We start from the raw sequence: 24,571 nt of genomic DNA, 5'->3' as shown, positions 1-24,571 counted from the left end.
AGACCACTGCTTAAGACGCGGGGCTTCAGGCCGCCGGCGCGCAGTTTGTTCACTTCTGACGTGTGACGATTTCCGTGAAACTCATCATTGCTGCTATTTATGTCATTTCAATTGCATACGTTCATCTTCGTGGCCGTGTGCGCCACAAACTCGGCCGACAGCTCAGCGACCATTCGACGTTCCTCGCGCCGATCAACTGCTTCTTGTATCTGTTCTCGAAAAAGCCGAACAAGCCTTACCTCGACCCGGCTGATTTTCCCGACTTGAGCCCGCTACAGGCGCACTGGGAGGAAATCCGCGAGGAAGGGCAGAATCTGCTGCGTGCCGGCGAGATCAAGCGCTCTAACCAGTACGACGATGTTGGCTTCAACTCCTTCTTCAAGAGTGGCTGGAAGCGTTTCTACCTGAAGTGGTACGGCGAGAGCCATCCGTCGGCCATGAAGCTGTGCCCGCGCACCACCGAGCTGGTGCAGAACATCGGTTCGATCAAGGCCGCGATGTTTGCCGAGCTGCCACCGGGTTCGAAGCTGGTGCGTCATCGTGATCCCTATGCGGGCTCCTATCGTTATCACTTGGGCCTGGACACGCCGAACGACGCCGGCTGCTACATCAATGTCGATGGCGAGAGCTACCACTGGCGCGATGGCGAAGCGGTAATGTTCGACGAGACGTTTATTCATTACGCCGAAAACACCACCGACAAGAACCGCATCATCCTGTTCTGCGACATCGAGCGGCCGATGAAGTACCGCTGGGCCGCAGCGTTCAACGCCTGGTTCAGCCGTACCGTTATGTCGGCGGCAGGTGCGCCGAACGATGCTGGCGACCGTACTGGCGGGATCAACCGTTTGTTTACCCGGATCTACAAGATTCGCCTGCGTGGTAAAGAGCTGAAAAAACGCAATCGCAAGCGTTACTACATGGAGAAGTGGGCGATCTTCGGTGGTTTGCTGGCGATCTTCATTCTGATCTGAATTTTTGCATTGGTTTGGCTGGCGCCTTCGCGAGCAGGCTCGCTCCCACTTTAGTCTTGAGTGATAGCAATTTTTGCATTCGACTCAGAACCCTGTGGGAGCTACCCTGCTAGCGATGACTCTCTCAAATACAACCTGTCAGTTGCCTGACGATCCTTGGATTGTCATTCACCAGAGGCCTTCTTTGTCCTCTTGGCTGGCGCAGCCTTGGTGGCGGCCTTCGCTTTTGGCTTCGCCGGCGCTTTCCCGCCCAGACTGCGTTTGAGCAGCTCGGTCAAGTCGATCACATCAGCAGTTTTGCGTTCTTCCTCGCCACCCACCGTTTCGACATCCTCGATCTTGCCTTCATGGGCCTTTTTCTCGACCAGGGCCATGATCTTGTCTTCGAACTCATCCTTGTAATCCTCGGGCTTCCAGTCCGCGCTCATGTCCTGCACCAGCCGTTTGGCCATGTCCAGCTCACCCTTGGCCAACTGCGGTTTGGTCACTTCGCTGCCCAGTTCCAGCTCGTCGAGGCCACGTACCTCCTGCGGCCAACGCAGTTTCACCAGCACCAGTGCAGACTCCAGCGGCATCAACGCCGCCAGGTACTGGCGCGTATGCAGGACCACACGGGCGAGGGCGACTTTATTGGTTTTGCTCAGGGTTTCGCGCAGTAGCGCATAGACCTTGCCACCGCGTTTGTCGGGTGCCAGATAGTAGGGCGTGTCGATGTTTTGCAGGGGAATCTGTTCGGCGTCGACGAAAGAAAAAATGTCGATGGTCTGCGTTGAAACCGGGTGCGCCGAGCGGATTTCCTCTTCGCTGAGTACCACATAACGGCCTTTTTCATAGGCCACGCCTTTGACGATGTGCTCCTTGGTGACTTCCTTGCCGGTGACCTTGTTCACCCGTTTATAACCCACCGGGTCCATGCTGCGGCTGTCGAGCCAATCGAAATCCACGCCCTGCGACGACGTCGCCGAGACCAGTGCGACAGGGATGTGCACCAGTCCGAAACTGATTGCGCCTTTCCAGATTGCCCGAGCCATGGTGAGTTCTCCGAGTGATGATCGGATGACCTGTGGCTGTGACTGAAAGTTTCCCCGGAATGCACGGGGTTTCGGGGACTCGGTCAAGTCGTGTTACATGTTGTTTAAGGCTTGTGGGTTAACAAATCCGAACCCTCGGCGTAGCGTGGACTCGAAGGCTCTATCCCCGGCCCCATCGAGAGGCAGTGTCATGAACCGAATTCTGCTTGGCATCGTCGTCCTGACCCTCAGTGGCGGTCTGGTTCATGCCGACGTCCTGTTGGCGCAAAGCCCTACCGGCAACAGCAACAACCCCTACAACAGCCCGATCCGCCGGGCCAACCCCAACAGCATGCAGGGCACCCAGCCCAGCGCTCCGCCCATTCGGGGGCCGAACACTGTGCCGACGCCACGTCAGCCTACGGTCGAGAACCGAGGCATTGGCAACGGCCAGCCGATCCGCCCGGTGCCGGGCACACCACCCACGTTCATTCCCAATCCACCTTCGCGCAGCGGAGACAGCAACCGTTGAGCGGCAGGACTGAGGTTCTGCCGGCCATTGCAAACGAACAAAAGGAATCGTGCATGTTGCGTAAAACTCTTCTAGCCACACTGTGTGCCGGAGCGCTGATCAGCGCTCCGGTATTCGCCGCCGCCCCTAAAAAGCTGCAAAGCGAACAGGGCACCCTCGAAGTCACGACCATTTCCGCGGGGCTCGAGCATCCGTGGGCACTGGCGTTTCTACCGGATCGCCAAGGCATGCTGGTCACTGAGCGTCCCGGCAATCTGCGTGTGGTGGGCGCTGACGGCAAACTGTCGGCGCCGATCTCCGGCGTGCCACAGGTCTGGGCCAAAGGGCAGGGCGGGTTGCTGGATGTCGTGCTGTCGCCGGATTTCAAAGAGGATCGCCTGGTCTACCTGTCGTATGCCGAAGGCGGTGGTGCCGGTGACAAGGCCGGCACCGCCGTCGGGCGTGGTCGGCTTTCGGATGACTTGAAGACGCTGAAGGATTTCAAAGTGATCTTCCGTCAGGAACCGAAACTTTCGGTCGGCAATCATTTCGGTTCGCGGCTGGTGTTTGACCGCGACGGCTATCTGTTCATCACCCTGGGTGAGAACAACGACCGGCCAACGGCGCAGGATCTCGACAAGTTGCAAGGCAAGGTCGTGCGCATCTACCCGGACGGCAAGGTGCCGGATGACAACCCCTTTGTTGGTCAGTCTGGCGTTCGTCCCGAGATCTGGGCCTACGGCCTGCGCAACCCGCAGGGCGCAGCACTCAATCCTTGGACCGGTACGTTGTGGGAGAACGAACACGGCCCGCGCGGTGGCGATGAGGTGAACATCATCGAACGCGGCAAGAATTACGGCTGGCCACTGGCGACCCACGGCATCAATTACTCGATGCAGCCGATCCCGGAAGCCCAGGGTAAAACCGCCGAAGGCACGGTCGCGCCGCACCATGTCTGGGAGAAGTCGCCGGGCGTCACCGGTATGGCGTTCTACGATGCCGATCGCTTCAAACCGTGGCAGCACAATGCGTTTATCGGAGCCTTGGTGACTCAGGAATTGATTCGTTTGCAGTTCGATGGCGACAAGGTTGTGCACGAGGAGCGCTTGCTCGGTGAACTGAATCAGCGGATTCGCGATGTGCGGCAAGGTCCGGATGGTTATTTGTATGTGCTGACCGATGAGGAGAAGGGTTCGCTGTACAAGATCGGCCTGAAGCCCACACCTTGACGGGTATTCCCCTGTAGGAGCTGTCGAGTGCAACGAGGCTGCGATCTTTTGACTTGTTTTTCAGAATCAAAAGATCGCAGCCTGCGGCGGCTCCTACATGTGCAGGCTCACGTTTCGCGGGAATACAGCACCACCGCAGCACGCAATTTGCCCCGGCCAAACCGGCACATTTTCTCGAACTCACCATGGCTCACCGGCACATGCTGGCAATCCATGGGCTGTCGATGCTGGCTGTGATCGACATCCGGGTCGTGCAGGTAAACGAAATCTTCGTCGCAATCGGTCACGACCACCCAGTGCGGCGATTTAGAGCGCGTCAGTCGATAGCTGCTGATCAACACCAGTGGCTGCCCACCGGCGTCCAGCAGTCGCGGCAGATCCAGAGACGCACCGATCAAACACTCAACATCGGTCTCCTGCAATTGCGCGGTGAACTCTTCGTGTACCAGGCGCATGACGTCTTTTTTATGCGCATCACGCACACCGTCAAGGAATAACGGCCCGGCCAGACTCAGCTGCAAACCCACCCTGTAACCCCGACGCCATGCCGCCAACGCCAATCCCTGCGGGCTGCAACCGCCATGGCCGGAGGTCATGAACACCGTGGTCGCCTCACGCCAGATCTGCAATTCTTCGCGCCGCTCCAGCAAGCGTTCAGATTGTAGTGCGCCCATGGCCATCAGCAGACACGCCGGGCCGCAAGTGAAATCGGTGGTTTGCGGGTAGTAGGGCACCTTGATGCTGCGCGAGTCGCGGTGCTGAAGAATGCGTTTCTCCAAGCGCAGCGCATCCGCGTGGTCTTCGTAGTAATCGTGAATCAGTGCAAAGCGCCGGTAGCCATTGCGTTCATACAGCGCAATCGCGGCGGGATTGTCTAAGCGAACCTCCAGGCGCAGATACGCGCAGTCGTGTTCGAGCGCCAGCGCCTCAATGCGTTGCAGCAATTGTTTGCTCAGGCCGGTGCCGCGCGCCTCGACGGCGAGTGCGATGGAATACAGCCGCGCGAGTGAAGTGCCGCGATGGAACAACACCAGCGCGTAACCCAGCAATTGACCGTTGGACTCGGCCACCAGCAACCGGCCGTGAGCGCGGGTGATCATCCACTGAAAGCTGCGACTGGTGAGCCGGTCCGTGGTGAAACATTGCATTTCCAGTACCAGCAGCGCCGGCAAGTCCTCAACTACCGCCAAACGAAAAACAGCCTTCATATGACCACCGTAAAAGTTGCGTAACGAAACGAGACTTTCAAAAAACTTCGTGCTTAATAGAAAAGGTCTTGTTCTCCAACGGATCAATCTCTATGTCAGCGGTACAGGGTCATTGGCGCGAAGTATCCGAGCAAAGTTTGCCGGCGGCAACTCTTTTAAGTTCAGCGATTAAAGCCTCCAGTCAAGTGTTGATTATTGTCGAGCGCAAGGAAGACTGGGCTTCATACTTCCCCAGCGAAGACATCGTGACCGCCCAGGAATACCTCGAACACAGCTGTGACAGCGAGTCGGGAAAACGCGTGCAGGTGATCAATCTGTGCCGCAGCTACAAGTACCTGGGCCATGGCTACTACTGCTCGTTGCTGGCCGAAGCACGAGGGCACAAGGTGATTCCGTCGGTGCGCACCATCAGCGAGTTGACGAAAAAATCACTGTACGGTCTGGCTCTGGATGATCTCGATAAAACCCTGGAAAAAGCCCTCAGCCATCACCTCTACAGTGATACCGAAGGTTTTACCCTGACCCTGTATTTTGGCCGAACCCATATCGAGCCCTTACAGGATCTGGCCCGGCAGTTGTTTGAAGTATTTCCCTGTCCGATTCTGTTAGTTGAGTTTCGACGAACTAACGGCTGGCACATCGAAGGGATAAAGTCTGGCGCTTTGCACAAGTTGCGCGATGATCAGGAAGATCAGTTCGCCAATGCGCTGGACGGTTTCAGCCGTAAAGTCTGGCGAGTACCGCGTTCTCCGCAAGTGGCGCGCTACGACCTGGCGATTCTGCACGATCCGCAAGAAGCCCTGCCGCCGTCCAACGCCAAGGCACTGGCGAATTTCGTCCGGGTCGGCAAAACCATGGGCATCGATGTTGAGCTGATTGAACGCAAGGATTACGCACGTCTGGCCGAGTACGACGGCTTGCTGATCCGTGAGACCACCAGCGTCGACAATCACACCTATCGCTTTGCCAAGAAAGCCGAGAGCGAAGGACTGGTGGTGATGGATGACCCGACATCGATTTTACGCTGCACCAACAAGGTCTATCTGACCGATCTGCTCAACAGCCATCAACTGGGTATGCCCGCCACCGAGATCCTTTACAAGGAGCGACCCGAAGACTTCGAACGGGTCGGCGAGCGGCTTGGCTTTCCGCTGGTGCTGAAGATTCCCGATGGCTGTTTTTCCCGTGGGGTGATCAAGGTCGAAAGCCAGCAGGCGCTGCTCGAAGCGACCGCCGAACTGTTCGAACACTCGGTGTTGCTGCTGGCTCAGGAGTTTTTCTACACCGAGTACGACTGGCGCATCGGCGTGCTCAACCGCAAACCGATCTTCGCCTGCCAATACTTCATGTCCAAGGGCCATTGGCAAATCTACAACCACAAGGCCAAAGGCCAGGACGTCAACGGCGAATGCCGCACGATGGCAATCCACGAGGCGCCGCGCGCGGTGGTGGAGTTAGCGGTGAAGACCGCCAATCTGATCGGCGACGGCCTTTACGGTGTCGATTTGAAACAGGCGGGCGACAAAGTCGTGGTGATCGAAGTCAACGACAACCCCAACCTCGACGCCGGCATCGAAGACGCTTATTTGCACGACGATCTGTATTCACTGGTGCTGGAAGAATTCGTGCGCCGTCTGGAACTCAAACGTCGCGGTCAGGCCTGGTGAGGCGCCGATGATCAACAGCTTTGCACTGAGCCACGGCGCTTTGCAGCGGGTCGAGCGGCTGGACGCCGAGGTCATGTTGTTCAGCAACCCTGATGCTGCCGAGCGCGATTTGCTACACAGTCATTTCAAGGTCGATGAGCATGCACTGGCGTCAGCGCTGGACCCGGACGAGGTCTCGCGCATCGAGTTTCATCCCGACCATCTGTTCCTGATCTGGAAGCGTCCGGAAAACTATTCCGGTGGCGGCAGTCTTGCGTTTGAAGTGTCGTCCTGCGGATTGCTGTTCGCGCCGGGGCAATTGCTGGTGATCGCCACCGACGACACACCGCTGCACGGCCTCGGCACTCGCCAGCCGCTGAATACGCCGCTGGATGTCTTGCTCGATCTGCTGTTCAACAACATCCATCACTACCTCGGGCACTTGAAGGTGATCAAACTGGTCGCCCGCGAGTTGCAGCAGAAATTCAACGCCTCGATGCAGAACCAGCATCTGGTGCAGATGTTCAACCTCAGCGAAAGCCTGATCTATTACATCAACGCGCTACACAGCAACGGCGCGGTCCTCACGCGCCTGCGCAATCATGCCGAGAAGCAGCATTTCGGCAGTGAGGCGATCGGCCTGATCGACGACCTGATCATCGAAAACAACCAGTGCTACAAGCAGGCGGAGATCTACTCCACGGTGTTTTCCGGACTGATCGATGCGCGCGGCAATCTGATGAACAACAGCATGAACAACCTGCTGCGCAAACTGACGTTGATCAACGTGGTGTTTCTGCCGTTGAACCTGATTGCCAGTATTGGCGGGATGTCGGAGTTCAGCATGATGACGGCGGGGACGCCGTGGTGGGTTTCCTATCCGCTGTTTCTGGCGGCGATGTTGCTGGGGGCGGGGGGGATGTTGTTTGGGCTGCGGCGATTGGCTCGATGAATCAGGTTGTCTGATCCGGCGCCTTCGCGAGCAGGCTCGCTCCCACATTTTGAAATGCATTCTCCTGTGGGAGTGAGCCTGCTCGCGAAGAGGCCGGCACGGGCAAAGTAAAACTCAGGACAGTCCCGCAATTGGCCGAACCGCCACCGTGATGCCTTGTTATAGTTCGGGCCTCATTTTCAGCCCGGTAAAGGATCACTGCCATGACTCAATACTCCGCCTTCAGCGTCGAACTGGCCGACAACATCGCCCATGTGCAGATCAATCGCCCGGAAAAAATCAATTCGATGAACGCCGCGTTCTGGAGCGAGATCGTCGAGATCTTCCAGTGGATCGACGACACCGACGAAGTGCGCGTGGTAGTGCTCAGCGGCAACGGCAAACACTTTTCCTCCGGCATCGACCTGATGATGCTCGCCGGCGTCGCCAATGAACTGGGCAAGGATGTCGGCCGTAATGCGCGCCTGCTGCGTCGCAAGATTCTGACCCTGCAAGCCTCGTTCAACGCCGTCGATAACTGCCGCAAACCGGTGCTCGCCGCCATTCAGGGTTACTGCCTGGGTGGCGCCATCGATCTGATCGCTGCCTGCGACATGCGCTACGCCGCCGAAGACGCGCAATTCTCGATCAAGGAAATCGATATCGGCATGGCCGCCGATGTTGGCACTTTGCAACGGTTGCCACGGATCATCGGTGACGGCATGCTGCGTGAGCTGGCTTACACCGGTCGCACTTTCGGCGCTGACGAGGCGCGCAGCATTGGCCTGGTCAACCGCGTCTACAGCGACAAGGACGCGCTGCTCGAAGGTGTGATCGACATTGCTCGTGAGATCGCTTCGAAATCGCCGATCGCGGTCACCGGCACCAAGGAAATGATCAGCTACATGCGCGACCATCGCATCGACGACGGCCTCGAATACGTTGCCACCTGGAACGCCGCCATGCTGCAATCCACCGATTTGCGCGTGGCCATGGCCGCCCATATGAGCAAACAGAAACCCGAATTTCTGGACTGAGAAACCATGACAGCTCGCTGGACCACTGCAGTACTGGACACCGATCAACCTGGCGGCTGGGCCGTGGCGCGCAGCCCGGAAGGCTTTCTGTTCGATGACAACGGCGCGTTATTCCCTCGGGAATGGCTCAAGCGGCAGGACTTGTCAGTCCTCGCCGAACACGGCATTGGCCATCTCGATGGCGAGCCGGTGTACCTGCTCGAACTGCGCAGTACCAGTGAGGTGCCGGGTTGCAACTGGAAAGGCCTGCGGGCGTTCATGCTCGACGGCGATCACACGATCTACAAAGTGCTCGGTTACGCCGCGCAGATCGGCACCTGGGCCCGCGAACATCGTTTCTGCGGCAATTGCGGGCAAGCCATGACGCAAGTGCCGCGTGAACGGGCGATGTATTGCCAGCCGTGCGATCTGCGCAGTTATCCGCGTATTTCGCCGAGCATGATCGTGCTGATCACCCGTGGCGACGAGGTCCTGTTGGCGCGCTCACCGCGCTTCGTTACCGGGGTGTACAGCACGCTGGCGGGGTTCGCCGAGCCGGGCGAGTCAGCCGAGGATTGCCTGATTCGGGAAGTGCGCGAGGAAGTGCAGATCGAGGTGAAGAATATTCAGTATCTGGGCAGCCAGTGCTGGCCGTTCCCGCATTCGATGATGCTCGGCTTCCATGCCGAATATGCCGGCGGCGAGATTGTCTGTCAGGAAGACGAGATCGAAGACGCCCAGTGGTTCAACGTGCACGACCTGCCGCCGTTGCCGGCGTCCAAGTCGATTGCCCGTTACCTGATCGACGTCTACGTGGCGCGGCGCTTAGGCCACGCTGAACCAGTGCTGCCAGGCTAGGCGCACGGTCAATCCCAGTACCACGGTGATGAACACCGGGCGAATGAACTTGGCGCCGCCGCTGATCGCGGTGCGCGCGCCAAAGAACGCGCCGACCATCACCGACAGGCCCATGCTCAGGCCGATGATCCAGTCCACCTGTCCGGAAAACACGAACACCGACAGCGCCGCAATGTTGCTGACGAAGTTCATGCTGCGCGCTACGCCGCTGGCCTTGACCAGGTCGATCGGGTAAAGCAGCAGGCTGCTCACCGTCCAGAACGCGCCGGTGCCCGGACCCGCCACGCCGTCGTAGAAACCGAGGCTGAAGCCCTGGGTCGACTGCCATTTCTTTTTGATCGGCGCATCGCTGTCCAGCGGTGCTTTTGGCGTGCCGCCGAACAATAGATACAGGCCGCAGGCGAAGACGATTACCGGAAGCATCTTGTTCAGCCATTCGGCCGGCAGGTAATGGGCGACGATGGCGCCGGTCAATGCGCCGACCAGCGTGCCGACAATCGCGTGCACCCACTGCCGAGGGTGGAACAGTTTGCGGCGGTAAAAGGTGAAACTGGCGGTGGCCGAACCGAAAGTCGAACTCAGCTTGTTGGTGCCCAGCACCAGGTGCGGCGGCAGGCCAGCCGTCAGCAGGGCCGGTGTGGTCAACAGACCGCCACCGCCAGCGATGGCATCGATGAAACCGGCAATGAAAGCGACGAGGGCCAGAATGGCCAGGGTGGTGAGGTCAACGCTGAGTTCGAAAGGCATGGAATCGGCTTATTCGGCAGGGCGCAGATTTGGCTGCGGGGAGGGCGGTCATGTTACCTGTATCCAACTGTTGCGGCGACCCGTCTGACGCCTTCGCGAGCAGGCTCGCTCCCACATTTGGAATGCATTCCACCCTGTGGGAGCGAGCCTGCTCGCGAAGGCGGCTTTCCAGCCACTGCAAAATCTACTGTTGCCCACTCAACATCCAGCCAACAAATCTCCCCTCTACAAAACATCTATCCAACGCCGAACACCAATAAAACCAGGCATTTCAACCCTGGCACGCTTGCTGCTCTACCACCCTCATCTCCGCAAACGTCCCGAGGACACGCCAATGAGTCAGCAAGCCGTGAAATTTGCCTACTGGGTGCCGAACGTCAGCGGTGGGCTGGTGGTCAGCAAGATCGAACAGCGCACCGATTGGGGCATCGACTACAACCGCAAACTGGCGCAGCTCGCCGAGGCTGCCGGGTTCGAATACGCGCTGACGCAGATCCGCTTCACCGCCGGTTACGGCGCCGAGTTTCAGCATGAGTCAGTTGCGTTCAGCCACGCGTTACTCGCGGCCACCAGCAAACTCAAGGTGATCGCAGCGATCCTGCCCGGCCCGTGGCAACCGGCGCTGGCGGCCAAGCAACTGGCGACGATCGATCAACTCACCAACGGCCGCATCGCGGTGAACATCGTCAGCGGCTGGTTCAAAGGCGAGTTTCAAGCCATCGGCGAGCATTGGCTGGAGCACGACGAGCGTTATCGTCGTTCCGAAGAGTTCATCCGTTCATTGCGCGGCGTGTGGAGCGAGGACAACTTCACCTTTCGCGGCGACTTCTACCGCTTCGACAATTACAGCCTGAAACCGAAACCCTTGGGCCGTCCGGAGATCTTTCAGGGTGGCAGTTCGCGTGCGGCACGGGACATGGCGGCGCGGGTTTCGGACTGGTATTTCACCAATGGCAACAGCGTTGAAGGGATCAGGGCGCAGGTCGACGATATTCGTGCCAAAGCAGCGGCGAATAATCATTCGGTGAAAGTTGGCGTCAACGCGTTTGTCATCGCCCGTGATACCGAAGAAGAGGCGCGGGCCGTGCTGGCGCAGATCATCGATCAGGCTGACCCGGAAGCCGTGAACGCCTTTGGCGACGCGGCGAAACAAGCGGGCCGGGCATCGCCGGAGGGTGAGGGCAACTGGGCGAAATCGACGTTTGAGGATCTGGTGCAGTACAACGATGGCTTCAAAACCAACTTGATCGGCACGCCGTTGCAGATTGCCGAGCGGATTGTGGCGCTGAAGGCGGTGGGGGTGGATCTGGTGCTGGCGGGGTTTCTGCACTTTCAGGAAGAGGTCGAATATTTCGGGCGGCGCGTATTACCGCTGGTGCGTGAACTGGAGGCCGAGAAGACCGCCGCCGTCGCCTGAACACCGAGGAGCCAATGTGGGAGCGAGCCTGCTCGCGAAAGCCGTGTGTCAGCAACAACTACATTGACTGATACGACGCCTTCGCGAGCAGGCTCGCTCCCACAATTGAACTCACTGTGAAATCAGAGACCGAGGTCAGACAGGCTTGGATGATCATCCGGGCGCCGGCCCAGTGGCCAGTGGAACTTGCGTTCGCTTTCCTTGATCGGCATGTCGTTGATGCACGCGTAGCGCTGGAACATCAGGCCCTGTTCATCGAATTCCCAGTTTTCATTGCCGTAAGAGCGGAACCAGTTACCCGAATCATCGTGCCATTCATAGGCGTAGCGCACGGCGATGCGGGTATCCGAGTAGGCCCAGAGCTCCTTGATCAAGCGGTAGTCCAGTTCTTTCGCCCATTTACGGGTGAGGAAGGCCTTGGCTTCTTCGCGATTGTTGGCGAACTCGGCGCGGTTACGCCACTTGGTGTCGAGGGTGTAGGCCAGCGATACCCGTTCCGGGTCGCGGGAGTTCCAGCCATCCTCGGCCAAACGAACTTTTTCGATCGCCGATTCACGGTTGAAGGGCGGCAATGGCGGACGTACCTGGGCTGCAGTAGACATGTTCAGTCTCCCGATCTAATTAATAATTGAACAACAAGTCCGGCTTATTAAGGCGTTACAGGTCCAATAACTTTCGCGCCATGCATTGCGCATTATCGGCGGCACTGTGATCACCCATCACAAGCGCTACGGTAATGGCACCGTCAATCAGGATCAGCAGCTGTCTGGCCAGCAGTTGCGGATCCTCGGCGCCATGTTCGGTACACAGCTCGCACACATAGTCGAGCAGCTTCTGTTTGTGTTCTTTGGCGACCAGGCGCACCGGGTCCTGCGGGTCGCCGGTCTCGCCGCTGGTGTTGATGAACGCGCAGCCACGGAAACCTTCCGAGGCGAACCAGCTCTTGAGCACGGTGAACAGGTTGAGCAGGCGATCGGCCGGGGTTTCGGCTTGATCGACAGCGCTTCGGTACCAGTGCATCCAGCGCACGTCGCGGCGTTGCAGGGCGGCAACGGTCAAGGCGTCCTTGTCGGCAAAGTAACGGTAAATACTTTTTCTGGAGACGCCGGCGGTTTTCACCAGAAGATCCATGCTGGTGGCAGCGATGCCACTTTTGTAGATCAGCTTTTCGGTGACATCCAGAATGATGTCTCGTGTGTCGTTGCTAGTGATTTCGTTCATGTGGCGAACAGTAGAACGATTGTTCTCCTTTGGCAATGGTTTTTTAGGATCAAAAGATCGCAGCCTTCGGCAGCTCCTACATTGGCCCGTGTAGGAGCTGCCGAAGGCTGCGATCTTTTGATCTCTTTACGGGCACTAACAAGACCCGAAGGATGCGATGGTGTAAGCTCTCGGGTTCTTCGGATTCGACCCATTGCGAGCCCTATGCCGTTGCTTTTCAAACGTTCCCTGCTGCCTAAACTGCGCAGCTTTCCGCTGACCGCCGAGGCCGTGACCATTCTGTCCGGCGCCGCCGAGTTCCGTCGTTGCCTGCTGGAAAAAATCGCCACGGCGACCCAGCGCATCTACATCGTCGCGCTGTATCTGCAGCAAGACGAAGCCGGTCAGGAAATCCTCGATGCTCTCCACGCGGCCAAGCTTAAGCGCCCCGAGCTGGAAATCGCCGTGGTCGTCGATTGGTTGCGTGCCCAGCGCGGGCTGATCGGCGCCGGAAAGCAGCCGGGCAACTCGGCGTGGTATCAGGAAATGACCCGCACGCACCAGAGCGAAGTGCCGGTGTACGGCGTGCCGGTGCAGACCCGCGAGTTGTTTGGTGTGCTGCATTTGAAAGGCTTCGTGATCGACGACTGCGTGGTCTACAGCGGCGCGAGCCTGAACAACGTTTACCTGCACAAGTTCGACAAGTACCGTTTCGACCGTTATCACGTCCTGCAAAGTCGCGAACTGGCCGATTCGATGCATCACTTGGTCAAGCACGGCCTGATCGAATCGAAAGCTGTGCATCGCCTCGATCTGCCAAACCTGCCGACTACGCGTAGCCTGCGCAACGACATCGGTGATCTGCGCAGCCGTCTCAAATACGCGACGTACGATACCGCCACCGGCAGCACGGCCAGAGAAGGCCTGTCAGTCACTCCGTTGCTCGGCGTCGGCAAGAACAACCCGTTGAACCGGGCGATTCTTGAGTTGATCGCCAGCGCGCAAAAGCAACTGACCATCTGCACGCCGTACTTCAACCTGCCGCTGGGCGTGATCCGTGAGATCAACCGCGCGCTGGCTCGTGGCGTGAAGATCGATATCGTCGTCGGCGACAAGACCGCCAACGATTTCTATATCCCGCCGAGCGAGCCGTTCAAGGTGATTGCGGCGCTACCGTATCTGTACGAGATCAGCCTGCGCCGCTTCGCCAAACGGCATCAGCGCAACATCGACAGCGGTCAGTTGAACCTGCATCTGTGGCGTGATGGCGACAACACCTATCACCTCAAGGGCATGTGGATCGACCAGCGCTATACGCTGCTGACCGGCAACAACCTCAATCCAAGGGCGTTCCGACTGGACCTGGAAAACGCGCTGCTGATTGATGACCCGAAAGGCGAATGGCTGGAGCCGCGAGCGAAGGAGCTGGAAGAGATTTTCCGCCATACCACGCGGATCGACAGCTTTCAGAGTCTGGAGACGCTGCCAGAGTACCCGGCCGGGGTGGCCAAGTTTCTCAAGCGCGTGAGCCGGGTGCGGATTGAGCGGTTGCTCTATCGGATTTTGTAAGGCTTTGAATTTGTAGCGGTCATACAACCGCTATCGCGAGCAGGCTCACTCCTACAGGGGAACGCATTCCTAATGTAGGAGTGAGCCTGCTCGCGATAGGGCCTCAACAGGCGCTACAAAACTTAATTCAGACCCAACTTGCCACGCAACGTGGACAGGTCTTCCGCCAGTGTATTCACCGGCCCAACCAGCGCTTTACGGTCGTTATCCTTCACCTTGTCATAAGTCTCGAAACCACCATCCTTGGTCTTGTACTTGGCCAGAATCTTGTCGACCGTGGCAAAGTTCTTGTCGACCTTCGCGACAAACGCCTTGTCCTGTTCTTCAATTTGCGGACGGAACAGATCAACGATTTTCTTCGCACCGTCGATATTGCCCTGGAAGTCATACAGGTCGGTGTGGCTGTAGCGATCTTCTTCGCCGGAGATCTTGGTCGCGGCGACTTCTTCCAGCAGCGCAGCAGCACCGCCGACGACTTTCTCAGGCGGGAAGGTCAGGCCGGCGACGCGGGTTTGCAGGTCTTTGACGTCGCTGTTGAGCTTGTCTGCCAGCGCGTTCAGGCCCTGAGTGCTTTTCTCCGAGAACAGCGTGTATTCGATGCGGTGGAAACCGGTGAAGTCCTCGGCTTTCACGCCTTTCTCGTGGTCGTCGACACGGGAGTCGATGGACGCATCAAGGTCACTGAACAGCTCGGCAATCGGCTCGATCGACTCGTAGTAAACGCGGGTCGGTGCGTAGAGCTTTTGCGCGGTGGCCAGGTCGCCTTTCTTCACGGCGTCGGTGAATTGTTGGGTGTGGCTACCCAGTTCATCCAATTGCTCGGTGACGTAAATCTTGTAGTCCGAAACCGGCCCGACCAGATCCAGCGGCGCTGTCGCGGCAAACGCCGACAGCGGGGTGTTGAGCAAACCAAGGGTCAGCAATAACGCGAGTGGCGTCTTTTTCATGGGGGCGGCTCCAGTGTCGAGATTGTTTTATGCAGCGGTTTTCGGTTGTGTGGCGTTGAGCAGCGAGCGGCCGATGAAGTCCTTGTCGCCGGTGACACCCGGCAGGGTGAAGAAGTAGCCGCCGCCGACCGGTTTGAGGTATTCCTCCAGCGGCTCGCCGTTGAGGCGGGTCTGCACGGTGATGAAGCCTTTTTCCAGATCAGCCTGGTAACAGATGAACAGCAGGCCCATGTCGAGCTGGCCGTTCTTGTTCACGCCGTTGGAATAGTTGAACGGCCGGCGCAGGATCAGGTTGGCCTGAGTCGCAGCCGTGCGCGGATTAGCCAGGCGAATGTGCGCGTCGAGTTTGGTCAGTTTGCCCGCCGGGTCCTTGCTGTAATCCGGGACCTCGCTTTCATGCTGGCCACCCATCGGTGCACCGGTGGTTTTGACCCGGCCAAGGATGCTTTCCTGCTCCTGCAACGGCGTGCGATCCCAGCGCTCGACGAAGTTGCGGATGATCCGCACGGCCTGATAGCTGCCGTGGGCAGCCCAGGCCGGTTCATCGCTGCCCGGTTGCACCCAGACCAGGCGATCCATGGCTTTGCCATCGTTGGAATCCGGGTTGGCCGAGCCGTCGCGGAAACCGAGGAAATTGCGCGCCGATTGTGCCGGCACGCCCGGTTTCGCCGGGGCTTGCGGCGGCACGCTGCCTTCCTGTTTCCAGCGCACCAGCAGCAGATCGGGCAGGTTTTTGACGATGTCGCGCAGGGCGTGAATGTTGGTGTCGGCGGTGTTCGAGCAGAACTGCAGGCTCAGGTCGCCATGGCAGCAGTCGGCGTCCAGCGCATCGTTGGGGAAACCGACCATACGGATCAGCCGTTTGGGTTTGGCCTCGGCCAGACCGAAGCGCTCGTCGAACAGCGACTCGCCGACGGAAACGGTGATGGTCAGGTTGTCCGGGGTTACGTTCGGGCCGAGGATGCCGGAATCTGGCGGTGGCAGTTTCGGATCGATCTGCGCGACGGGGCCACCCGTCATCAGAAACGCGATGCGCTCGTTGAGCGTACGGAACAGCCGCTCGAGGTCTTCGCGATCACTGGCCAACACATCGAATGAAACCAGCATGCCCGAGGCCGGACGCGGGGTGACGATGCCGGTCTGGTGCATGCCGTGAAAATCGTGGCGGTCTTCGGTCTTGTCGCTGCTCGGCGCTTCGGTGACTTGCGCCGGCGCGGCGGCCATGGCCGGGCAGCTCAGGGCGGAACCAGCGAGGGCGACACCGGCGGCGCCCATGCCCATCAGGACACGGCGACGTTGCAGGTTGAGGTTTTCTGAATCTTTCATCGGGAATGGGTCTTCTGCTTACAGGCCGGAAAGGCCGAGGGCGGGATCGATGCCATCCAGTGCGTCGGCCAGAGCCTGAGCCTTGTCGGCGATCTGCTTGCGTTGTGCGCCGCTGATGGAGTCGTAGCTGGCGTAGCCGTCCTTGATCTTGTAGCTGTCGAGTTCGCTGTCGAAGTCCGCCAGTGCCTTGTCGATTTTCGGCAACAGGTCGGCGGCAGATTTGCTCAGCATTGGCCGCAGCAGATCGACGACTTTGCGCGCGGTTTGCGCATTGGCGGCGAAACCGTTGAGGTCGCTGTGGCTGTAGCGTTCCTCTTCACCGCTGGCGGCGCGGACGTCGGCCAAGGTGTTGAGGTTGCGCACGATGACGTTGACCAGTTGCTCCGGCGGCAGCGACTGCGCGAGCAATTGCTGTTTGAGCGTGGTGACATCGCTGAGCAGACGCTGGGCGACCGGCGTCAGATCGTCGAGTTTGCGCTGTTGGAACAGGCCGAATTCGAGACGGTGGAAACCGACGAACGCTGGATCCTGCTCGCGTTTTTCGAAGTAATCGGCGCGGGCGTTGATGCTGTTGTCCAGTTCGGCCAGACGCTGCGCGGCCGGGGCCAGATGTTGATAAGCGACACGTGCGGGCAGATACAGCGCCTGAGCCTGAGCCAAATCGCCGCTTTCAATGGCTTGATTGAGCGCCGTCATGGCTTTGATCAGCACGCTGCTCTGGCTGGCCAGGTACACACGGAACTCCGACAACGGCCCGATGAAAGCGACCATTGATGGTTTGGCTTTGGCGGCAGCGTCGGAGGCAGCGGTTGGCGTCACGTGCAAGGTGCCGCGCGGGTTGCTCAGCAGGCCGCAGGTGATCGCGTAATCGCCGGGTTGCAGATTGGCGTTGATCACCTGACTCAGGCCTGGCGCAATGTTTTCACGCTCCTCGACGACGAGTACGCCGTCGAGAATTTCCCATTCCACCGCACGGTCGGAGCGATTGACGATGCGGAAACTGGCGCGGCCGGCCGGCACCGTCAGCGCGTTCGGCTCGCAACTGCCCGGATGAATATTCACCACCACTTCATCGTGATTGTGCTGACGCTTGGCCGCGGCCATTTTCGAGGCGTAATAAAACAGGCCGCCGGCGGCGATCATCACCACCACCGAGCCGGCCACCGCCCAGCGCAAGGCGCGGGGAGGGGAGGCCTGAGGAGAGTTAGGCTTTGACATGAATGCCCTTATTGGCTGGAAACGGAAGACGATTGTGCGGAAGGCTTCGGCGCGGGAGCCGGGTAAAAGAACATCACCAGTGCCACCAGCAGATAGATCAGATACGCCCCGAGGGTGCTGACGGTCGGCGCATCCTGATAACCGAACATGCCGGCCAGCACCGAGCCCAGCGGGCCGTCCATCGGCAGCGTCGCGCTGAAGTCGAACAGCACGGTTTGCAGGTGATTCCACAGCCCGGCTTCATGCAGCGCCTGCACCGAGTTGGCTAGAATCCCGGCGGCGACCACCAGAATGAACAGGCCGGTCCACTTGAAGAACGCCGAAAGGTTGAGGCGCATGCTGCCGCTGTAGATCAGGAAACCGACGATGATCGCCAGAATCAGCCCGAGCAGGGCACCGATCGGCGCGCCCGGGCCTTCGCTCTGCTGGAACACCGCGAGCAGGAAAAACACCGTTTCCAGGCCTTCACGGGCGACGGCGAAAAACACCATGGCGATCAAGGCGATCACTTGATGCTTCGAAGAAGTCAGCGCCTGATCCAGTGAGGCTTGCAGCGAATGCTTGATCGAGCGCGCGACCTTGCGCATCCAGAACACCATGGAGCTGAGAATGCCCACGGCCACCAGGCCGACAATGCCCTCGAACAGCTCCTGCTGCTTTTGCGGGAATTCAGCGCTGACCAACTCCAGACCACCGCCGACCAGCAGGGCGAGGGCTGCGGCGAGAAACACGCCGATCCACACGGCGGGCATCCACTGGCCACGGCCGGTCTGTTGCAGGTAGCTGGCGATAATGCCAACGATCAGCGCGGCTTCAATGCCTTCGCGCAGCATGATCAGGAAGGGAACGAGCATTCGGCATCCAACAAGTCATTCGAAGAGGTTACAAGTTGTAACATAATGAAAGTCATTCTCACATGACATTGATTGACATAAACCTGAACAGTTGCTGAACGACCTCAATTTTTGCCTCGCATTGATCCCTGTAGGCCTTCGCCTGCTCGCGATGGCGTCGTGTCAGTCAGCGCTGATTTTTCAGACCCACCGCTATCGCGAGCAGGCTCACTCCTACAGGGGTTCGTGTTGAATTCGCCACCTGCGGTAATATGCATGCCACCCAAAACAACAAGGTTAACCGCGCTCCATGTCGGAAAAAGACACCATCGCCGTTCAACTGGTGCGTGAAGCGCTGCTGCAAAGTTGTGCCCCGGGCGCAGCCACCGAAGAGGTCTTGAACAAGGTCGGGATTGATCCGGCGTTGCTGCCAACCGAACACAGCCGGGTGCCGGCCTCGCAGTACGCAAAGCTCTGGCGCTTGCTGGCCCGCCGTGGCGATGACGAGTTCTTCGGCATGGACCCGCGCAAGCTCAAGTCCGGCAGCCTTGAATTCCTCTGTCGCAGCGCGATGGCGCAACCGACGCTGGCAGCGGGTTTGAGCACGGGCCTGAGCTTTCTGTCATTGATGCTTGAACGCATGCCGGCGCAACTGGTGCACCAGCAAAGTCTCGCGGAAATCGTCCTGCTGGAGGACGACCCCGAACCGCGCCGCGCCTTCACTTATTTCACCTACTGGATGATCGTCCACGGCGTGGCCTGCTGGCTGGCCGGGCGGCGGATTCCGATTCTGGCCATCGAACTGCGCTGCGCGGCGCCGGACTTCACCGATGATTACCGGGTGATGTTCTCGGAAAACCTGCGTTTCGAGCGGCCGCGTACTCGAATGATTTTCTCTGCCGATTGCCTCGATCTGCCGATCAAGCGCAGCGCGGAAGAACTGAAACGCTTTCTAGCTCATGCACCGGCGAACATTCTGGTGAAGTACCGCGACCCGCAGAGTCTGGCCAGTCGGATCAAACACGACCTGCGACAACTGCCCGCTGAACAATGGCCGGAAACCGAGGCACTGGCGCAACAGTTGTGCATGTCGGCCTCGACCTTGCGCCGGCGACTGGCCGAGGAAGGGCAGACCTATCAAGGCCTCAAGGACAGTGTGCGCAAGGAATTGGCGATTATCTGGCTGGCGGAACCTTCTATCAGTTTTGTCGAGATTGCCAGTCGATTGGGGTTTGCCGATGCGAGTTCGTTCTATAAGGCGTTTCGCAAGTGGTCGGGGTCCAATCCGGGACATTACCGCACGTTGATCCTGAACGAGGTTGTCTGACCCAACACATCCCGCCGCTTGATCGTTCCCACGCTCCGCGTGGGAATGCCTCAAGGGACGCTCCGCGTTCCAGTTCTGGAGCGGACGCAGAGCGTCCGAGGCTGCATTCCCACGCAGAGCGTGGGAACGATCGGTGTGGCAGGAGGGCGTTTCGCAAGTGGTCGGGGTCGAATCCGGGCCACTATCGCACGCTGATCCTGAATGAGGTTGTCTGATCCAACACATCCGCCGCTTGATCGTTCCCACGCAGAGCGTGGGAATGATCGGTGTGGCAGGAGGGCGTTTCGCAAGTGGTCGGGGTCGAATCCGGGCCACTATCGCACGTTGATCCTGAACGAGGTTGTCTGACCCAACACATCCCGCCGTTTGATCGTTCCCACGCTCCGCGTGGGAATGCCTCAAGGGACGCTCCGCGTTCCAGCTCGGAGCGGACGCAGAGCGTCCGAGGCTGCATTCCCACGCAGAGCGTGGGAACGATCGGTGTGGCAGGAGGGCGTTTCGCAAGTGGTCGGGGTCGAATCCTGGGCATTACCGCACGCTGATTCTGAATGAGGTTGTCTGATCGAACACTTCCCGCCGCTTGATCGTTCCCACGCTCCGCGTGGGAATGCCTCAAGGGACGCTCCGCGTTCCAGTTCTGGAGCGGACGCAGAGCGTCCGAGGCTGCATTCCCACGCAGAGCGTGGGAACGATCGGTGTGGCAGGGCATGGCCAAACCAGTCAGCCACATTGATAGCTTTGACCATTGCCCCAGCCCCCGCACAGCGCGACTATCCCTCTGTTGTTTACGCTTCCCAGCCTAATAAAAAACAGAGGGATTCTGGCAATGCGCGATTACTTGTCTGCCACCGCACAGTTCAACTATCAGCACACCGTGGATGCCGCGCTCAGCGGTACGCTTGAGGCGCTCAACGCCTGCGTCGAATGCTGCGACCGCCATGCGTTGCCGGGGCGCATTGCGCTGTTCTGGGAAGGCCGCGACGGCGCCAGTGCGACGTACACCTTCAGCGATCTGCAAGACAAAGCCGCGCGTTTCGCCAATTTTCTTCTCGCCCAAGGCGTACAGAAGGGTGACAAGGTCGCCGGTCTGCTGCCGCGCAACGTCGAATTGCTCATCACCGTGTTGGCCACCTGGCGCATTGGCGCGGTGTATCAGCCGCTGTTCACCGCGTTCGGCCCGAAAGCCCTCGAACATCGCCTAAACAGCTCCGGCGCCAAAGTCGTGGTCACCGACGCGGTCAACCGGCCGAAACTCGCTGAAGTCGCCGATTGCCCGACCCTCGTTACCGTCGGCGGCGCGAAAGGCCAGGGCATCGTCCGTGGCGACTTCAGTTTCTGGGCTGAACTGGCCAACCATTCCAGCGTCTGCGAACCGGTATTGCTGACGGGTGAAGACCCGTTCCTGCTGATGTTCACCTCAGGCACCACCGGCCCGTCGAAAGCGCTGTCGGTGCCACTCAAAGCCATCGTCGCCTTCCAGAGTTACACCCGCGATGCCGTCGATCTGCGCCCGGAAGATTCATTCTGGAACGTCGCCGATCCGGGCTGGGCCTACGGCATCTATTTCGGCGTCACCGGCCCGTTGTCGATGGGCCATCCGATCACCTTCTACGATGGCCCGTTCACCCTCGAAAGCACCTGCCGGGTGATCAACAAGTACGGCATCACTAACCTCACCGGTTCGCCAACGGCTTATCGTTTGTTGATTGCCGGCGGCGATGAGTTCGCCAAGTCGATCAAAGGCAAATTGCGCATCGTCAGCAGCGCCGGTGAGCCGCTGAACCCGGAAGTGATTCGTTGGTTCGCCGACAACCTCGATGTGGTCATTCATGACCATTACGGCCAGACCGAACTGGGCATGGTCCTGTGCAACCACCACGGCCTCGATCACGCGGTGCACGTCGGCGCCGCCGGTTTCGCCTCGCCGGGCCATCGCATCGTCGTGCTGGATGAGCAGTACAACGAACTCGGCGTCGGACAGCCGGGCATTCTCGCCATCGACCGGCCGCAATCGCCGATGTGCTGGTTCGGCGGTTATGAAGGCGCGCCGACCAAAGCCTTCGTCGGCGATTACTACCTGAGCGGCGACACCGTGGAATGGAACCCGGACGGCAGCATCAGCTTCGTCGGTCGCAGCGATGACGTGATCACCACCTCCGGCTACCGCGTCGGCCCGTTCGACGTGGAAAGCGCGCTGATCGAACACCCGGCGGTGGTCGAAGCAGCGGTGGTCGGCAAACCCGATCCGGAACGCACCGAGCTGGTCAAAGCTTTTGTCGTATTGAGTGCGCAATACCGCGCCGCGCCGGAGCTGGCCGAAGAACTGCGCCAACACGTGCGCAAGCGTCTGGCGGCGCATTCGTACCCACGTGAAATTGAATTTGTCAGCGAATTGCCCAAGACCCCGAGTGGCAAATTGCAGCGCTTTATCTTGCGCAACCAGGAAATCGCCAAGGCTCAAGAGGCTGCGGCGCATAACGTTTCAGCTTGAATCAGGAAATACAGTCATGCAGATCGAGAACAAGGTTTTTATCGTCACCGGCGGCGCATCCGGCCTCGGTGCCGCCACCGCTGAACTGCTGGTGAGTGCCGGCGCCAAAGTGATGCTGGTGGACATGAACGCCGAAGCCGTCGCCGCTCAGGCTCAGCGTCTGGGCGCACAAAGTGTGGTCGCCGACATCAGCAACGAAGGCGCCGCTGAAGCTGCCGTGCAGGCGACGGTAAAAGCCTTTGGCAGCCTCAACGGTCTGGTCAACTGCGCCGGTATCGTCCGTGGCGAGAAGATCCTCGGCAAGAACGGCCCGCATGCGCTGAGCAGCTTCGCCCAAGTGATCAACGTCAACCTGATCGGCAGCTTCAACATGCTGCGTCTGGCTGCTGCGGCGATTGCCGAATCCGAGCCAAACGCTGATGGCGAACGCGGCGTGATCATCAACACTGCATCGGTCGCGGCGTTCGACGGTCAGATCGGCCAAGCGGCGTACTCGGCCTCCAAAGGCGCGATCGCCAGTCTGACTCTGCCAGCCGCCCGTGAACTGGCGCGCTTCGGCATCCGCGTGATGACCATCGCCCCAGGTATTTTCGAAACGCCGATGATGGCCGGCATGACCCCGGAAGTCCGCGATTCGCTGGCCGCCGGCGTACCGTTCCCGCCACGTCTGGGTAAGCCTGCCGAGTACGCTGCACTGGTTCGGCATATCATCGAAAACAGCATGCTCAACGGCGAGGTGATCCGTCTCGACGGCGCCTTGCGTATGGCCGCCAAGTAAGGAGGATTTGTCATGACTATTTCCAACGATCCGATTGTTATCGTCAGCGCCGTGCGCACGCCAATGGGCGGCTTTCAGGGCGAACTGAAAAGCCTCACCGCGCCGCAACTCGGTGCTGCGGCGATCAAGGCTGCGGTTGAGCGTGCCGGTGTCGCCAGTGACTCGGTTGATGAAGTGCTGTTTGGTTGCGTGTTGCCCGCCGGCCTCGGTCAGGCGCCGGCGCGTCAGGCTGCGCTGGGGGCCGGGCTGGATAAGTCGACCCGTTGCACCACCGTCAACAAGATGTGCGGTTCGGGCATGGAAACCACGATTCTGGCTCACGACATGCTGGTGGCTGGCAGTGCCGATGTGGTGATCGCCGGTGGCATGGAAAGCATGTCCAACTCGCCATACCTGCTGGATCGTGCCCGCGCCGGTTACCGCATGGGCCATGGCCGTGTGCTCGACTCGATGTTCCTCGATGGCCTTGAAGACGCTTACGACAAAGGGCGCCTGATGGGCACCTTCGCCGAAGATTGCGCCGAAACCAATGGCTTCAGCCGTGAGGCGCAGGACGCTTTTGCCATCGCCTCGACCACCCGCGCTCAGCAGGCGATCAAGGACGGCAGCTTCAAGGACGAAATCGTCCCGCTGACCGTGACCGTCGGCAAAGAACAGGTGCTGATCAGCCATGACGAGCAGCCGCCGAAAGCCAAACTCGACAAAGTGGCCTCGCTGAAACCGGCGTTCCGTGAGGGCGGCACGGTGACGGCGGCGAACTCCAGTTCGATCTCTGACGGCGCGGCGGCATTGGTGCTGATGCGTCAGTCGCAAGCGCAGAAACTCGGTCTGAAACCGTTGGCGGTGATTCACGGTCATGCCGCGTTTGCCGACACCCCAGGCCTGTTCCCGGTGGCGCCGATTGGTGCGATCAAGAAGCTGATCAAGAAAACCGGTTGGTCGTTGGGTGACGTCGATCTGTTCGAGGTCAACGAGGCGTTTGCCGTGGTTGGCATGGCGGCGATGACGCACCTGGAAATCCCCCATGACAAGCTGAATGTGCATGGCGGTGCCTGCGCACTGGGTCATCCGATCGGCGCGTCGGGTGCGCGGATTCTGGTGACGTTGCTGTCGGCTTTGCGCCAGAGAAAGCAGAAACGCGGCATCGCGGCGATTTGCATCGGCGGCGGCGAAGCCACGGCTATGGCCGTGGAATGCGTGTATTGAAGCAAACGCCAATACCTGTGGGAGCGAGCCTGCTCGCGAAGGCGTCATGTCAGTCAATGTTTGCTTTACTGACACACCGCTTTCGCGAGCAGGCTCGCTCCCACAGGGGTTCTGTGTGGTAACCCGGAT

The 24,571-nt window shown here is 59.5% G+C and carries 22 protein-coding genes; 13 read left to right on the top strand and 9 right to left on the bottom strand.

The window, feature by feature from the left end; translation table 11 throughout:
* Window positions 1-74 precede the first annotated feature (74 nt).
* Window positions 75-974 carry a lipid A hydroxylase LpxO gene (lpxO, locus tag PspS49_RS15655; protein WP_160040233.1) on the top strand — a complete coding sequence of 300 codons (900 nt, stop codon included), beginning with the start codon at window positions 75-77 and terminating at the stop codon, window positions 972-974.
* A gap of 164 nt (window positions 975-1,138) precedes the next feature.
* On the opposite strand, the gene PspS49_RS15650 is transcribed toward lpxO, so the two are convergent.
* Entirely contained in the window at window positions 1,139-2,005 is an 867-nt protein-coding gene (locus PspS49_RS15650) for a Ku protein (RefSeq protein WP_160040221.1), read from the bottom strand.
* A 190-nt stretch (window positions 2,006-2,195) separates the two neighbouring features.
* Between PspS49_RS15650 and PspS49_RS15645 the strand changes: the two genes are divergently transcribed.
* Both PspS49_RS15645 and PspS49_RS15640 read left to right on the top strand, forming a co-directional pair.
* Window positions 2,196-2,516: a hypothetical protein gene (locus PspS49_RS15645; RefSeq protein ID WP_127927830.1), complete on the top strand. Its 321-nt coding sequence runs from the start codon at window positions 2,196-2,198 to the stop codon at window positions 2,514-2,516.
* 53 nt (window positions 2,517-2,569) lie between these two features.
* Window positions 2,570-3,724 (top strand): PQQ-dependent sugar dehydrogenase, encoded by a 1,155-nt coding sequence (locus tag PspS49_RS15640; protein ID WP_160040219.1) that lies wholly within the window; start codon window positions 2,570-2,572, stop codon window positions 3,722-3,724.
* A 107-nt stretch (window positions 3,725-3,831) separates the two neighbouring features.
* On the opposite strand, the gene PspS49_RS15635 is transcribed toward PspS49_RS15640, so the two are convergent.
* Window positions 3,832-4,932 (bottom strand): peptidase C39 family protein, encoded by a 1,101-nt coding sequence (locus PspS49_RS15635; RefSeq protein ID WP_160040217.1) that lies wholly within the window; start codon window positions 4,930-4,932, stop codon window positions 3,832-3,834.
* 92 nt (window positions 4,933-5,024) lie between these two features.
* Between PspS49_RS15635 and PspS49_RS15630 the strand changes: the two genes are divergently transcribed.
* The 4 genes from PspS49_RS15630 to nudC all read left to right on the top strand — a co-directional run bounded on the left by PspS49_RS15630 (window position 5,025) and on the right by nudC (window position 9,383).
* Window positions 5,025-6,599, top strand: coding sequence for a RimK family protein (locus tag PspS49_RS15630; RefSeq protein WP_160040215.1), 1,575 nt, complete (start codon window positions 5,025-5,027; stop codon window positions 6,597-6,599).
* A gap of 7 nt (window positions 6,600-6,606) precedes the next feature.
* Entirely contained in the window at window positions 6,607-7,530 is a 924-nt protein-coding gene (locus PspS49_RS15625; RefSeq protein WP_110718565.1) for a magnesium transporter CorA family protein, read from the top strand.
* A gap of 203 nt (window positions 7,531-7,733) precedes the next feature.
* The gene (locus PspS49_RS15620) at window positions 7,734-8,546 is read left to right on the top strand and encodes a crotonase/enoyl-CoA hydratase family protein (protein ID WP_129393953.1); all 813 of its coding nucleotides are present in this window, start codon (window positions 7,734-7,736) and stop codon (window positions 8,544-8,546) included.
* Between the two features lie 6 nt (window positions 8,547-8,552).
* The gene (nudC, locus tag PspS49_RS15615) at window positions 8,553-9,383 is read left to right on the top strand and encodes an NAD(+) diphosphatase (protein ID WP_160040213.1); all 831 of its coding nucleotides are present in this window, start codon (window positions 8,553-8,555) and stop codon (window positions 9,381-9,383) included.
* On the opposite strand, the gene PspS49_RS15610 is transcribed toward nudC, so the two are convergent.
* On the bottom strand, window positions 9,351-10,130 hold the full coding sequence (locus PspS49_RS15610; RefSeq protein ID WP_103302453.1) for a TSUP family transporter: 780 nt from the start codon (window positions 10,128-10,130) through the stop codon (window positions 9,351-9,353). The two genes, nudC and PspS49_RS15610, sit on opposite strands and share 33 nt — an antisense overlap.
* Window positions 10,131-10,464: 334 nt before the next feature.
* Here PspS49_RS15610 and sfnG point away from each other — a divergent pair, with 334 nt between their 5' ends.
* On the top strand, window positions 10,465-11,547 hold the full coding sequence (gene sfnG, locus PspS49_RS15605; RefSeq protein WP_150776606.1) for a dimethylsulfone monooxygenase SfnG: 1,083 nt from the start codon (window positions 10,465-10,467) through the stop codon (window positions 11,545-11,547).
* A 122-nt stretch (window positions 11,548-11,669) separates the two neighbouring features.
* On the opposite strand, the gene PspS49_RS15600 is transcribed toward sfnG, so the two are convergent.
* The gene (locus PspS49_RS15600; RefSeq protein WP_038361256.1) at window positions 11,670-12,149 is read right to left on the bottom strand and encodes a nuclear transport factor 2 family protein; all 480 of its coding nucleotides are present in this window, start codon (window positions 12,147-12,149) and stop codon (window positions 11,670-11,672) included.
* A gap of 55 nt (window positions 12,150-12,204) precedes the next feature.
* Window positions 12,205-12,768 carry a TetR family transcriptional regulator gene (locus tag PspS49_RS15595; RefSeq protein ID WP_150792674.1) on the bottom strand — a complete coding sequence of 188 codons (564 nt, stop codon included), beginning with the start codon at window positions 12,766-12,768 and terminating at the stop codon, window positions 12,205-12,207.
* A gap of 204 nt (window positions 12,769-12,972) precedes the next feature.
* Here PspS49_RS15595 and pssA point away from each other — a divergent pair, with 204 nt between their 5' ends.
* On the top strand, window positions 12,973-14,316 hold the full coding sequence (gene pssA / locus PspS49_RS15590; protein WP_160040211.1) for a CDP-diacylglycerol--serine O-phosphatidyltransferase: 1,344 nt from the start codon (window positions 12,973-12,975) through the stop codon (window positions 14,314-14,316).
* A 122-nt stretch (window positions 14,317-14,438) separates the two neighbouring features.
* On the opposite strand, the gene efeO (PspS49_RS15585) is transcribed toward pssA, so the two are convergent.
* From efeO (PspS49_RS15585) to efeU, 4 genes are read right to left on the bottom strand one after another with little or no spacing between them, the layout of a single operon-like run.
* Window positions 14,439-15,263, bottom strand: a complete 825-nt coding sequence (gene efeO / locus PspS49_RS15585; RefSeq protein WP_160040209.1) for an iron uptake system protein EfeO — start codon at window positions 15,261-15,263, stop codon at window positions 14,439-14,441.
* Between the two features lie 27 nt (window positions 15,264-15,290).
* Complete coding sequence (efeB, locus tag PspS49_RS15580) at window positions 15,291-16,589, bottom strand: iron uptake transporter deferrochelatase/peroxidase subunit (protein WP_160040207.1); 1,299 nt, start codon at window positions 16,587-16,589, stop codon at window positions 15,291-15,293.
* Between the two features lie 18 nt (window positions 16,590-16,607).
* Window positions 16,608-17,807, bottom strand: a complete 1,200-nt coding sequence (gene efeO / locus PspS49_RS15575) for an iron uptake system protein EfeO (RefSeq protein WP_160040205.1) — start codon at window positions 17,805-17,807, stop codon at window positions 16,608-16,610.
* An 8-nt stretch (window positions 17,808-17,815) separates the two neighbouring features.
* A complete protein-coding gene (gene efeU / locus PspS49_RS15570) occupies window positions 17,816-18,661 on the bottom strand; it encodes an iron uptake transporter permease EfeU (protein ID WP_077572785.1) in 846 nt (281 codons plus the stop codon).
* A 289-nt stretch (window positions 18,662-18,950) separates the two neighbouring features.
* On the opposite strand from efeU, the gene PspS49_RS15565 reads away from it, so the two are divergent.
* The 4 genes from PspS49_RS15565 to PspS49_RS15550 all read left to right on the top strand — a co-directional run bounded on the left by PspS49_RS15565 (window position 18,951) and on the right by PspS49_RS15550 (window position 24,442).
* Window positions 18,951-19,967 (top strand): AraC family transcriptional regulator, encoded by a 1,017-nt coding sequence (locus tag PspS49_RS15565; RefSeq protein WP_160040203.1) that lies wholly within the window; start codon window positions 18,951-18,953, stop codon window positions 19,965-19,967.
* Window positions 19,968-20,793: 826 nt separating this feature from the next.
* Window positions 20,794-22,458, top strand: coding sequence for an AMP-binding protein (locus PspS49_RS15560; RefSeq protein ID WP_127927796.1), 1,665 nt, complete (start codon window positions 20,794-20,796; stop codon window positions 22,456-22,458).
* 16 nt (window positions 22,459-22,474) lie between these two features.
* A complete protein-coding gene (locus PspS49_RS15555) occupies window positions 22,475-23,236 on the top strand; it encodes an SDR family NAD(P)-dependent oxidoreductase (RefSeq protein ID WP_160040201.1) in 762 nt (253 codons plus the stop codon).
* A gap of 12 nt (window positions 23,237-23,248) precedes the next feature.
* Window positions 23,249-24,442 carry an acetyl-CoA C-acyltransferase gene (locus tag PspS49_RS15550; protein ID WP_160040199.1) on the top strand — a complete coding sequence of 398 codons (1,194 nt, stop codon included), beginning with the start codon at window positions 23,249-23,251 and terminating at the stop codon, window positions 24,440-24,442.
* Window positions 24,443-24,571: the final 129 nt, after the last annotated feature.

It is taken from the genome of Pseudomonas sp. S49 (genome assembly GCF_009866785.1).
GTDB lineage: Bacteria > Pseudomonadota > Gammaproteobacteria > Pseudomonadales > Pseudomonadaceae > Aquipseudomonas.
This window is presented reverse-complemented; position numbering and strand designations above follow the sequence as displayed.

Excerpts from the sequence above, each read along its gene's own strand:
- pssA (WP_160040211.1), top strand. The coding sequence starts at position 12,973 with ATGCCGTTGCTTTTCAAACGTTCCCTGCTGCCTAAACTGCGCAGCTTT.
- PspS49_RS15650 (WP_160040221.1), bottom strand. The coding sequence starts at position 2,005 with ATGGCTCGGGCAATCTGGAAAGGCGCAATCAGTTTCGGACTGGTGCAC.
- efeO (WP_160040205.1), bottom strand. The coding sequence starts at position 17,807 with ATGTCAAAGCCTAACTCTCCTCAGGCCTCCCCTCCCCGCGCCTTGCGC.
- nudC (WP_160040213.1), top strand. The coding sequence starts at position 8,553 with ATGACAGCTCGCTGGACCACTGCAGTACTGGACACCGATCAACCTGGC.
- efeU (WP_077572785.1), bottom strand. The coding sequence starts at position 18,661 with ATGCTCGTTCCCTTCCTGATCATGCTGCGCGAAGGCATTGAAGCCGCG.
- efeO (WP_160040209.1), bottom strand. The coding sequence starts at position 15,263 with ATGAAAAAGACGCCACTCGCGTTATTGCTGACCCTTGGTTTGCTCAAC.
- PspS49_RS15555 (WP_160040201.1), top strand. The coding sequence starts at position 22,475 with ATGCAGATCGAGAACAAGGTTTTTATCGTCACCGGCGGCGCATCCGGC.
- PspS49_RS15595 (WP_150792674.1), bottom strand. The coding sequence starts at position 12,768 with ATGAACGAAATCACTAGCAACGACACACGAGACATCATTCTGGATGTC.
- sfnG (WP_150776606.1), top strand. The coding sequence starts at position 10,465 with ATGAGTCAGCAAGCCGTGAAATTTGCCTACTGGGTGCCGAACGTCAGC.
- PspS49_RS15560 (WP_127927796.1), top strand. The coding sequence starts at position 20,794 with ATGCGCGATTACTTGTCTGCCACCGCACAGTTCAACTATCAGCACACC.
- PspS49_RS15550 (WP_160040199.1), top strand. The coding sequence starts at position 23,249 with ATGACTATTTCCAACGATCCGATTGTTATCGTCAGCGCCGTGCGCACG.
- PspS49_RS15620 (WP_129393953.1), top strand. The coding sequence starts at position 7,734 with ATGACTCAATACTCCGCCTTCAGCGTCGAACTGGCCGACAACATCGCC.
- PspS49_RS15600 (WP_038361256.1), bottom strand. The coding sequence starts at position 12,149 with ATGTCTACTGCAGCCCAGGTACGTCCGCCATTGCCGCCCTTCAACCGT.
- efeB (WP_160040207.1), bottom strand. The coding sequence starts at position 16,589 with ATGAAAGATTCAGAAAACCTCAACCTGCAACGTCGCCGTGTCCTGATG.
- PspS49_RS15645 (WP_127927830.1), top strand. The coding sequence starts at position 2,196 with ATGAACCGAATTCTGCTTGGCATCGTCGTCCTGACCCTCAGTGGCGGT.
- PspS49_RS15565 (WP_160040203.1), top strand. The coding sequence starts at position 18,951 with ATGTCGGAAAAAGACACCATCGCCGTTCAACTGGTGCGTGAAGCGCTG.
- PspS49_RS15625 (WP_110718565.1), top strand. The coding sequence starts at position 6,607 with ATGATCAACAGCTTTGCACTGAGCCACGGCGCTTTGCAGCGGGTCGAG.
- PspS49_RS15640 (WP_160040219.1), top strand. The coding sequence starts at position 2,570 with ATGTTGCGTAAAACTCTTCTAGCCACACTGTGTGCCGGAGCGCTGATC.
- PspS49_RS15635 (WP_160040217.1), bottom strand. The coding sequence starts at position 4,932 with ATGAAGGCTGTTTTTCGTTTGGCGGTAGTTGAGGACTTGCCGGCGCTG.
- PspS49_RS15610 (WP_103302453.1), bottom strand. The coding sequence starts at position 10,130 with ATGCCTTTCGAACTCAGCGTTGACCTCACCACCCTGGCCATTCTGGCC.
- PspS49_RS15630 (WP_160040215.1), top strand. The coding sequence starts at position 5,025 with ATGTCAGCGGTACAGGGTCATTGGCGCGAAGTATCCGAGCAAAGTTTG.